This is a genomic window from Pseudomonas sp. DF11, assembly GCF_058148565.1.
Window position 1 is genome coordinate 409640 of sequence record NZ_JBYVYN010000004.1, and the last position, 9270, is coordinate 418909.

Here is a 9270-nt window from a genome sequence, read left to right on the forward strand (position 1 = left end):
AAAACTCATGTCCACAGTAAATCCTTGTGGGAGCGGGCTTGCTCGCGAAAGCCGCGACTCGGTCTGGCTGGCTTGATTAAACTTTCGGCAGCGCCAGCCCCTGGCCCATCTGCACGGGCGAACCGGCCACCAGCTCTTCGGCCCATTTCACCTGGTCCGGCCCGAACAGCACGATGGCGGTCGAACCCAGCTTGAAGCGGCCCAGTTCGGCGCCTTTTTCCAGGTGGATCGGCGCACGGGCGGCTTCGTCGTAGCGGAAAGTCTTGAGTTCGCGCTTGGGCGGTGTCACCAGGCCGGCCCAGACGGTTTCGATGGACGCCACGATCATCGCGCCCACCAGCACCACGGCCATCGGCCCGCGTTCGGTGTCGAAAATGCACGCCACGCGTTCGTTACGAGCAAACAGTTCCGGAACGTTTTCGGCGGTGGTCTGGTTGACCGAGAAAATTCGCCCTGGGATATAGATCATCTCCCGCAGGGTACCGGCCAGCGGCATGTGCACGCGGTGGTAGTCCTTGGGGGAAAGATAGATGGTGGCAAAATCGCCGCCCATGAACGGCGCTGCGTTGGCTGCATCGCCACCCAGTAGCTCCAGCACGCTGAAGCTGTGGCCCTTGGCCTGGAATACCCGGCCGTGTTCGATCGGGCCGAGCTGGCTGACGGCACCGTCGGCGGGGCTGAGGATGGCGCCCGGGGTTGGGTCCAGCGGGCGCGCACCGTCTTTCAGGGCGCGGGTGAAGAAGGCGTTGAAGTGCTCGTACGCGGTCAGGTCTTCCACCAGGGCCTGGGACATGTCCACTTGGTAGCGCTTGGCAAACCACGCGGTGAAGGCGTTCTTGAACCAGCGCACGCGGCATTCGGCAATGCAGCCGGCCAGCCGCGACAGCAGGTGGTGGGGCAGCAGGTATTGAGAGAGGATGAACAAACGGTTTTTCATTAACTGTCCTTAAGAACCTTCAAAGCTCGATGGGGGTATCGGGGTGGTTACCCCATTCACCCCAGGAACCGGCATAGCCTTTGACCCGTGGATAACCGAGCGCCTTGGCCACCAGGTAGGTGAAGCCGGAGCGGTGGTGAGTCTGGCAGTGGGTGATGATTTCTTTGTCGGGCGTGATGCCCAATTGTTCGAGGATTTGCGGCATGTCCTTGCGGATGCGCAGGTTACGCGCCTTGTCCATGCCGGCAGTCCATTCGAAATTGACCGCGCCGGGAATGTGCCCGCCTCGGGCCGCGACGACTTTCTCGCCGGAATACTCCAGCGGGCCGCGAGCGTCCCAGATGGCCAGGTCGGCAGCGCCGAGACGGCTTTGCAGGTATTCGCGGGTGGCGGTGGGAGCATCGTGCAGTGTCAGGCTGACCGGGCCTGCAACCGGTGCGGGGACTTCGACGGACACCGGCAGGCCTTCGGCCAGCCACGACAGCAAGCCGCCGTCGAGGTAGTGGTAGTTCGAGTGACCGATCACGTCCAGCAGCCAGATAAAACGCCCGGCCCAGCCGCCGCCTTCATCGTCATAGACCACGTAGACCGCATCCGGGTTGTGCCCGAGCTCGCCGAACAGTGCTTCCAGGTCGGCTTTGGCCGGCAGCAGGCCCGGCGCTGGCGGTTGGCCGAGCTGGGTGCGCTTGGGATCGACGAAGCGTGCACCGGGAATATGCCCGGTGCTGTAGCGGGCGGCGCTGGTCAGGTCCACCAGAATCAGTTCGCGGGCGTCGAGGCGCGGTAGCAGTTCGCTCGGCTCGATCACCAGCGGCAAGCCAGAGAAGTCAGGCATGTGAGGTCTCCAGGGGCGCAAAGGGAAAGGATTGTAGCAAGTTCAGCGGCCGCGGTTGGTAAAGGTATGCAGGGCCCTTTCGATGCATTGCACGGTTTTGCCGAAGGCTTGCACGGTCACGTCCGAGAACGGTCCGCCGCCTTGATCCACCGCCACCAGCATGATGACCCGACCGTTACAGGTCAGCGAGCGCAACAGCAAGTGCTCACCCCGAAACAGGCTGCGCAGGCCCGGCGGCAGCAGTACCGAAAACTGCGCGTTGTTGTCCGGGTTCAGGCGAACCTGGGCCTGCTGGGCCAGCAACCGCTGCAATATCTTGCTCTGGCTGATGGCGAAGCTCATGGCCGCGGCTTCCTTGGGCAGGCCGGCGGTCTGGTGTACGCGCAGGCTGGTCTGGCTGCGGTCGGCCATCAGGATCATCACCCGACGCATGCCGCAGGCCACCAACACGTCTCGGGCCGAGCTGGTCAAGTGCATGGCATTGCGAAAAGGGCTCGGTTCCACCAGCAGTGCGGAACATTGTTTGCGCCACTGGCTCAGGTCTTCGGCGCTGGGTGGGGCGGGGGGGAGCAGGCCGGGGTGGATGCGGCGGCTGCCCCAGGGCCAGATCAATGCCACGGCGGGGTGCCAGAGGTCCGGCATGGCGTCATGACGGGCGCTGGTGACAGCTTGCTGGTGCATCTGTTGCTGTACCTCATCCAGCGGCATCTGCAGATACAAACTGGTGAGGTATTGCCAGCGGGCAATGTGGGGACTGTCCCAAGCCTGTTGTGCTGAAAGTGCCAGGCCGTTGGCCAGTAACACGGTATTGGCCGGTTGATTGAGCCAGCGCCGCAGGGTCGGGTCATCGTCCAGGCGATTCTGCTGGCGCAGCGGGTGCTCGCTATCTCGGGCGATGCGCAGAACCTTCACCAGTTCGCGGCGTTCATTGAGTAGCAGGCGATAGCCCTGCATCACCCAGATCGGCAAGCGCCAGGTCTCTACCAACGCCAGGCAGATCTTCAGCAGGCTGACGCCGAACAATTCACGCTCGACCTTGCTCGCCGGCTCGCCTTTATGGACGACCCGCAACTCCCACTCCCCCAGCAACCGCGGGTGAGTCAGGGCCAGGGGCCAGAGCGGCGCCAGAAACAACAGGCTGCCCCAGTGTATGTCCTGCCACAGTCGCGCCAGGCGGCTGGCAAAAAAGCCATTGGCCTGTTGCGTGGCGTGCTGGCTGATCAATTGCAGCTGGCGCAAGGCAACGGGGATTTCGTGCCCTGGCAACGACGGCAAGCGAGCGAGCAGTTCCTCGGTGCGCTTGAGGCCGAGACGGTTGATGGCCACTTCGAGATTTTCCGCAGGTTCTGCAAGGCTGCCATGGGTGTGATGGTTGGCCTCGCGGATAACGCTCAGGGCCAGGGCCGGGCTGTCCTGCATCAGTTCGGCGATGTCGCGCAACGAGCGGCGGCTGTCGGCGATGGCCTTGCAGACCAGGTCATGACTGGCCTGGGGCACTGGCAGGTGCACACCGTCCAGCAGCTTAACCCAGCCTTCGAGCGTGGTCGGTCGCGGCGTTGGAACCTTCGTTTCGTTAGTCATGGCTGGACGTGATCATCGTATGAATTCTCTACGCCCGGAGCGGGCCAAACTGGCTTTTCGCCAGAACTGGCTATAGTCTGGCGCAGTTTTGCCGATAAGTAGAAGAAGAGATTTTTCAGCTTCCGAATATGACCTTGAACCCGACTTAAATAAGTACTTTCTATCTATGGCTAAAATTATCGGCATCATTGTCGTGTTCGCGAGCGTACTCGGCGGATACGTGCTTTCTCACGGCAAGATTGCCGCCCTGATCCAGCCTTTCGAGGTGATGATCATTGGTGGCGCGGCCCTTGGCGCATTCCTGCAGGCCAACCCCGGCTACATGACGATGCACGTGCTCAAGAAGTCCCTGGGCATGTTCAGTTCGCGTTTCAGCCACACCTTCTACCTCGAAGTGCTGGGCCTGATCTACGAGATCCTCAACAAGAGCCGCCGCGAAGGCATGATGGCGATCGAAGGCGATATCGAAGACGCCGCCGCCAGCCCGATTTTCGCCAAGTATCCTGCGGTGCTCAAAGATGCCCGCATGACGGCGTTCATCTGTGATTACCTGCGCATCATGTCGTCCGGCAACATGGCGCCCCATGAACTCGAAGGCCTGTTCGACATGGAGCTCTACAGCCTCAAGGAAGACCTGGAGCACCCTTCCCACGCAGTCACCGGCATCGCCGACGCCATGCCCGGCTTCGGTATCGTCGCGGCGGTATTGGGCATCGTGGTAACCATGGCTTCCCTGGGCGACGGCGACCAGAAGTCCATCGGCCTGCACGTGGGTGCGGCACTGGTGGGGACCTTCTTCGGTATTCTGGCTGCGTATGGTTTCTTCGGCCCACTGGCCCACTCCCTGGCCCATGACGCCAAGGAAGAACTCAACGTCTACGAAGCCATCAAGGCTTCCCTGGTGGCCTCGGCCTCGGGCATGCCGCCATCGCTGGCGGTGGAGTTCGGTCGCAAGGTCCTGTACCCGGCGCACCGTCCAAGCTTCGCCGAGCTGGAACAAGCGGTTCGCGGTCGTTAAGTCATGGAAAATAACCAGCCGATCATCATCAAGCGCGTCAAGCGCATAGCCGCGGGGCATCACGGGGGCGCCTGGAAAATCGCCTTCGCCGACTTTGCGACGGCGATGATGGCGTTCTTCCTGGTGCTGTGGCTGCTGTCCACGGCAACCCCGGAACAGAAGATCGCCATCGCCGGTTACTTCAAGGACCCGGTCGGCTTTTCCGAAAGTGGCACGCCCTACATCATCGACCTGGGCGGCTCGCCGACCCTGGCGCCGGAAAATACCCTCAACCCCGAGGTCAAGTCCCAGCCTCAGCCGGACAAGGTGACGGTGGATTCCGAGCAGGTCGAAGGCATGGCCGAGCAGATCGAGCGCGAGCGCCTGGAATTGTTGCTGCAGGAATTGCAGAACAAGGTCGAGGAGAACCCGCAGCTGCAGAAATTCAAGGACCAGATCCTGTTCGAGATCACGCCGAACGGCTTGCGTATCCAGATCATGGACGCCGAGAACCGGCCGATGTTCGATTCCGGCAGTGCGCGCCTGAAACCTTATTTCGAAGACATTCTGCTGGCCATGGCCGACACCATCAAAGCGGTGCCGAACAAAATCAGCATCAGCGGTCATACCGATGCCAAGCCTTATGTCGGCAAAGGTGATTTCGGTAACTGGGAGCTGTCCGCCAACCGCGCCAACGCGGCACGTCGTGCCCTGGTGGCCGGCAGCTATCCGGACGAACAGGTGGCGCGGGTGGTCGGTTACGCATCCTCGGCGTTGTTCGATCGCAAGGACCCGTTCAACCCGGTCAACCGGCGTATCGATATCGTGGTGTTGACCAAGAAGGCCCAGCAAGCCATCGAAGGTTCGCAAACCGACGACCCGGCGCCGGATCCGGCCCAGGGCCAAGGCGCGCCAGGTGAAGTGCCGGCAACGCCTGGGGCTGCGGTTGATCCGAACGCCTTGCCGGCGGACAAGCAACCGGTGCCGGCCCATGAGCTGCGCGAACGTCTGAACCTGTTCGACGACGCCGCGCCCAAGCCTGCCGGAACGCCTGCGCAGTGATCTGACTGGCAGCGAAAATCAGTGGCGAGGGGATTTAGCGAAACGTCGCCCCGCCCCGCTGGGCTGCGAAGCAGCCCCTCTTTTTTCATCTGATATTCGGGGTGAATACGAAGGGGGGCGCTTCGCGCCCCAGCGGGGCGGTGCGACGTTTCGCTAAATCCCCTCGCCACAACTGTGTCCGGCTTGCGTTCCTTTCAGGTCAGTAACTGCTTTCCGGCAGACTGGCGATGATCGAGCGGTAGCTGTTCATCCGTTGCTGATGCACACGACCTTCTTCCAAGGCCTTGAGCAGGGCACAGCCGGGTTCGCGATCGTGCTTGCAGTCGCGGAAGCGGCAGGTGCCGATCAGCTCGTTGAACTCGATGAACCCGGCTTCGACATCGGCCCGGCTCACGTGACCCAAGCCAAACTCGCGGATGCCCGGCGAGTCGATCAACTCACCGCCGCCGGGGAAGTGGAACAGCCGCGCGGTGGTGGTGGTATGGGTGCCTTGGCCAGACAGTTCGGACAACGGCCCGACACGGGTCTCGACGTCCGGCAGCAGGCTGTTGACCAGCGACGACTTGCCGACACCGGACTGGCCGACGAACACACTGATGCGTCCGTCCAGTTGTTCCTGCAATTTTTCCATCCCGTCGCCGTGATGAGCCGAGACTTCCAGCACCGGGTAACCCAAGTCCCGATAGACCGACAGCAAGGCGTTCAGCGCAGGAGCGTTGTGTTCGTCGATCAGGTCGAACTTGTTGAGCAGCAGCAACGGCCGGATGCCGGCGTGCTCGGCGGCTACCAGGTACCGGTCGATCAGGTTGGCGTGAGGCTCGGGCAGCGGCGCAAAGACGATGACGATCATGTCGACGTTGGCGGCCACCGGCTTGAGCTGGCCACGGCTGTCCGGGCGGCACAGCTCGGTGTGGCGCGGCAATTGTGCGACGATCACGCCGATGCCCTGGTTGCCGGCACGCCAGACGACCTGGTCGCCCGTCACCAGCGCCGGCAGGTTGGCGCGCAGGTGGCAGCGGAACACCTGGCCGGCCAATTCGCCTTCCCGGGCCTCGACCTCGACCTGCACGCCGAAGTGGGCGATCACCAGGCCAGTCTGTTCAGGGCCCAGGTCGCCACCCTCCAAGGCTTCGACAGCACTGGATTCGCGTTTGGCGGCGCGGGCGGCGCGCTCGCCCTGGATCTTTTCGATGCGCCAGTTCTGACGACGATTGAGTTGGCGTTTGGCCATGGGTGTTCCGTATGAAGAAATGCAGCGAATAGGGTAAAACGGCCGCGAGTTTAGCACGCCCAAAGGCCGGCCTAGGCTAAACTGCGTGGCTACGCCGAGGAGCTTCCCTATGCAAAACCCGCAGAACCTGATCTGGATCGACCTGGAAATGACCGGTCTGAACCCTGATACCGACGTCATCATCGAAATGGCCACCATCGTCACCGACAGCGACCTCAACACTTTGGCCGAAGGCCCGGTGATCGCGATCCATCACAGCGACGAGATCCTGGCCGGCATGGACGAATGGAACACCCGCCAGCACGGCGGCTCGGGCCTGACCCAGCGGGTGCGCGAGAGCAAGATCAGCATGGCCGAGGCCGAGGCCCAGACCATCGCCTTCCTGGAACAATGGGTGCCGAAGGGCAAGTCGCCGATCTGTGGCAACAGCATCTGCCAGGATCGTCGCTTCCTCTATACCCATATGAAATCCCTGGAAAGCTACTTCCACTACCGCAACCTGGACGTCTCCACCCTCAAGGAACTGGCTGCCCGCTGGGCCCCGGAAGTGCGCGACAGCTTCCAGAAGGGTGGCAGCCACCTGGCCCTGGACGACATTCGCGAGTCCATTGCCGAGTTGCAGCATTACCGCAAGCACTTCATCAAGTTCTGATTGAAACGCACGGAGCTTCTGTGGCGAGGGGATTTATCTGTGGCGAGGGGATTTACCCCCGCGGGGCTGCGCAGCAGCCCTCTAAAAGCCAACACACGATCCGCCTGGCACTATGAGTGGCATTTTTGGGCTGCTGCGCAGCCAGCGGGGATAAATCCCCTCGCCACAGGTTCTGTATGTTGGGCATGTTGATGGCTGCCCTCTTTTGGTGCCTGCCCAAACTGGCTAGACTGCGCGCCTTTCCGTATGGACCGCCATCATGTTGCTGATGCTTTATCTGATCGCCATCACTGCCGAAGCCATGACTGGCGCCTTGTCTGCCGGGCGCCGGGGCATGGACTGGTTCGGCGTGGTGCTGATCGCCTGTGTCACGGCGCTGGGTGGCGGCTCGGTGCGTGACGTACTGCTTGGTCATTACCCGCTCACGTGGGTCAAGCACCCCGAATACCTGGTGCTGACCACGGCAGCGGCGATGCTGACGGTGTTCCTGGCGCGCTGGATGCGCCATTTGCGCTCGTTGTTCCTGGTGCTCGACGCCGTGGGCCTGGTGGCGTTCACCCTGATCGGCTGCATGACGGCCCTGGAAATGGGCCATGGCATGCTGGTGGCGTCGGTCAGCGGGGTGATCACGGGCGTGTTCGGCGGCATCCTGCGGGACATCTTCTGCAACGATATTCCGCTGATCTTCCGTCGTGAACTCTACGCCAGCGTCTCGTTTGCCGCTGCATGGTGTTATCTGCTGTGTGTCTTCCTGCAACTGCCAAACGAACAAGCGATCCTCATCACCTTGTTCGGTGGTTTCCTGTTACGGCTCCTGGCGATTCGCTTCCACTGGGAAATGCCGAAGTTCGTCTATAACGACGAAGTTTGACGCTCGGCATGTTGGCGCAACGCCCACTCCACGTGCTCGCGCACCAGCTCCGACGGGTAGTCGCGCCGGGCCTCCAGCGCTTGCAGCACGGGAATCGTCGAGGGCGCATTACCCAGTCCCACCGCCAGGTTGCGCAGCCAGCGCTCGTAGCCGGCGCGGCGCAGCGGTGAACCTTCGGTGCTGCTGAGGAAAGTCGCCTCGTCCCACATGAACAGCTCGGCCAACCCGGCATTGTCCAGATTGTGCCGTGGTTTGAAATCGCTTTCCCCGGACGGTCGGGCGAAGCGGTTCCACGGGCAGACGATCTGGCAGTCATCGCAACCGAACACCCGGTTGCCGATCAACGGCCGCAGTTCTTCGGGGATGGCGCTTTTCAGCTCGATGGTCAGGTAGGAAATGCAACGCCGGGCATCGAGCACGTAGGGCCCGACGAAGGCATTCGTAGGACAGATGTCCAGGCATGCGGTGCATTTTCCGCAATGTTCGCTGGCATGGGGCGGGTCCACCGGCAGGGGCAGATCGACAAACAGCTCGCTCAAGAAGAAATAGCTGCCGGCCTTGCGGTTCAACACCAAGGTGTTTTTACCGATCCAGCCCAGCCCGGCCTGTTCGGCGATGGCTTTTTCCAGCACAGGCGCGCTGTCGACGAAGGCGCGATAACCGAAGGGGCCGATGACCGCCTGAATTTTTTCTGCCAGTTGTTGCACGCGTTTACGGATCAATTTGTGGTAATCGCGGCCCAACGCATAACGCGAGACGTAGGCTTTCTCCGGTTGGCCGAGCATCTGCGCCATGTGCGTGTCGCCTGACAGGTAGTCCATGCGCAGGGACACCACCCGCAGCGTACCCGGCACCAGTTCCTCGGGGTGCGAGCGCTTGCTGCCGTGAGCGCCCATGTAGTCCATTTCGCCGTGGTAGCCGGCGTCGAGCCAGCGTTGCAGGTGTTGCTCATGCTCGGCAAGGTCCAGGCCGCTGATGCCGACCTGCTGGAAACCCAGCTCGCGGCCCCACTCCTTGATGGATTGGGCGAGGGCGGGGAGGTCTGTGGGAATGGCGGGCATGAGGCGAGAGAAACCAGAGCTGAGATGCGTATAATTCTGCCAG

9 protein-coding genes are annotated in these 9270 nt (G+C 62.1%); 4 read left to right on the forward strand and 5 right to left on the reverse strand.

The features are described 5' to 3' along the window. Positions 1–76: 76 nt before the first annotated feature. From asd to AC30D9_RS15310, 3 genes are read right to left on the reverse strand one after another with little or no spacing between them, the layout of a single operon-like run. Complete coding sequence (gene asd, locus AC30D9_RS15300; RefSeq protein ID WP_490144333.1) at positions 77–937, reverse strand: archaetidylserine decarboxylase; 861 nt, start codon at positions 935–937, stop codon at positions 77–79. A 19-nt stretch (positions 938–956) separates the two neighbouring features. Next, positions 957–1772, reverse strand: a complete 816-nt coding sequence (gene rhdA / locus AC30D9_RS15305) for a thiosulfate sulfurtransferase (RefSeq protein WP_490144334.1) — start codon at positions 1770–1772, stop codon at positions 957–959. 42 nt (positions 1773–1814) lie between these two features. After that, the gene (locus AC30D9_RS15310; protein WP_490144335.1) at positions 1815–3353 is read right to left on the reverse strand and encodes an HDOD domain-containing protein; all 1539 of its coding nucleotides are present in this window, start codon (positions 3351–3353) and stop codon (positions 1815–1817) included. A 166-nt stretch (positions 3354–3519) separates the two neighbouring features. Between AC30D9_RS15310 and motA the strand changes: the two genes are divergently transcribed. After that, on the forward strand, positions 3520–4371 hold the full coding sequence (gene motA / locus AC30D9_RS15315; protein WP_003197198.1) for a flagellar motor stator protein MotA: 852 nt from the start codon (positions 3520–3522) through the stop codon (positions 4369–4371). 3 nt (positions 4372–4374) lie between these two features. After that, a complete protein-coding gene (gene motB, locus AC30D9_RS15320; protein WP_307575859.1) occupies positions 4375–5412 on the forward strand; it encodes a flagellar motor protein MotB in 1038 nt (345 codons plus the stop codon). Positions 5413–5611: 199 nt separating this feature from the next. Here the strand turns inward: motB and rsgA are convergent, their stop codons facing one another. Beyond that, entirely contained in the window at positions 5612–6643 is a 1032-nt protein-coding gene (rsgA, locus tag AC30D9_RS15325; RefSeq protein WP_210642584.1) for a small ribosomal subunit biogenesis GTPase RsgA, read from the reverse strand. Between the two features lie 109 nt (positions 6644–6752). Here rsgA and orn point away from each other — a divergent pair, with 109 nt between their 5' ends. Both orn and AC30D9_RS15335 read left to right on the forward strand, forming a co-directional pair. Beyond that, entirely contained in the window at positions 6753–7295 is a 543-nt protein-coding gene (orn, locus tag AC30D9_RS15330; protein WP_024780809.1) for an oligoribonuclease, read from the forward strand. Positions 7296–7551: 256 nt separating this feature from the next. After that, complete coding sequence (locus AC30D9_RS15335) at positions 7552–8166, forward strand: trimeric intracellular cation channel family protein (RefSeq protein WP_170866829.1); 615 nt, start codon at positions 7552–7554, stop codon at positions 8164–8166. On the opposite strand, the gene queG is transcribed toward AC30D9_RS15335, so the two are convergent. Further along, the gene (gene queG, locus AC30D9_RS15340) at positions 8148–9227 is read right to left on the reverse strand and encodes a tRNA epoxyqueuosine(34) reductase QueG (protein ID WP_014336297.1); all 1080 of its coding nucleotides are present in this window, start codon (positions 9225–9227) and stop codon (positions 8148–8150) included. The two genes, AC30D9_RS15335 and queG, sit on opposite strands and share 19 nt — an antisense overlap. Positions 9228–9270 lie beyond the last annotated feature (43 nt).